A 1,030-nucleotide genomic window follows, 5' to 3' on the forward strand; every position below is an offset into this window, starting at 1 on the left:
CATGAAGTTGGATTCGCTAGTAATCGCGTATCAGCAATGACGCGGTGAATACGTTCCCGGGCCTTGTACACACCGCCCGTCAAGCCATGGAAGTTGGGGGTACCTAAAGTATGTAACCGCAAGGAGCGTCCTAGGGTAAAACCGATAACTGGGGCTAAGTCGTAACAAGGTAGCCGTACCGGAAGGTGCGGCTGGAATACCTCCTTTCTGGAGTAGCACCGCCTACTCGCCACGCAACATGATATTTCAAAAAAGAGAAAAAAAGAAACACCCAGAAGACAACGGAGTGCAGCCTATAAAGGTATAAGCATAACGGAACGGAAGATGGGGAAAGCCAAAGGAAAGCAGTAGCGGTAAGATACTATATACTGCATACGTTAGCCGACCTTAAAATCAACAGTCCCGTAGCTCAGCCTGGTTAGAGCACTACACTGATAATGTAGGGGTCTCCAGTTCAAATCTGGACGGGACTACACATTAGAATCCTTTTGGGGGATTAGCTCAGCTGGCTAGAGCGCCTGCCTTGCACGCAGGAGGTCAACGGTTCGACTCCGTTATTCTCCACAATTGAGCATAAAGCTTAAAGACCAAAGCGGAAAGCTTTCAAAAAACAGAAATACAAAGATTGCCGGGATCGGTAATATACATTGACATGATTAAGAAAAGAAGAAACGCCATGGGGCACATACGGTAAAAGGTATGGAACGGTTCGAGACCGCGGTTTTTTACTAACGAGATTTAAGCTGAAGGCTTAAGGACGGGCACATGACACCCTGACTTTTATACCCTTTACCTTGTCTTAGTAAAGTTCTTTGACATATTGGAAGAAGTTAAAAAAGAAGAGCAAACAACAATAGGCGACTGTTGTGTTTGTGCTCACTTAAAGGGATCGCAAGAGACCAATAAGTATGAGACATCATAACAAGAGCAAAAAAAGCAAAAAAAGCATACCATACGGCGCAAAAGGCGTATGAGTAGAAGAAAGTAATAAAGAGTACACGGGGGATGCCTTGGCTCTCAGAGGCGATGA

At 45.3% G+C, this 1,030-nt stretch carries 1 protein-coding gene, 2 tRNA genes and 1 rRNA gene; 3 read left to right on the forward strand and 1 reads right to left on the reverse strand.

Annotated features, from left to right (window positions below; translation table 11 throughout):
• From EYS08_RS25575 to EYS08_RS25585, 3 genes are all read left to right on the forward strand, one after another.
• A 16S ribosomal RNA gene (locus tag EYS08_RS25575) occupies window positions 1–207 on the forward strand; the annotation flags it as partial.
• Window positions 208–398: 191 nt separating this feature from the next.
• Window positions 399–473, forward strand: a tRNA-Ile gene (locus tag EYS08_RS25580).
• Window positions 474–490: 17 nt separating this feature from the next.
• A tRNA-Ala gene (locus tag EYS08_RS25585) sits at window positions 491–564 on the forward strand.
• Window positions 565–830: 266 nt separating this feature from the next.
• On the opposite strand, the gene EYS08_RS26235 is transcribed toward EYS08_RS25585, so the two are convergent.
• Window positions 831–1,030: hypothetical protein (locus tag EYS08_RS26235; protein WP_208745956.1), on the reverse strand; the 200-nt coding region annotated here is incomplete at its 5' end.

The organism is Pedobacter kyonggii, assembly GCF_004310665.1.
Taxonomy (GTDB): Bacteria; Bacteroidota; Bacteroidia; order Sphingobacteriales; family Sphingobacteriaceae; genus Pedobacter; species Pedobacter kyonggii.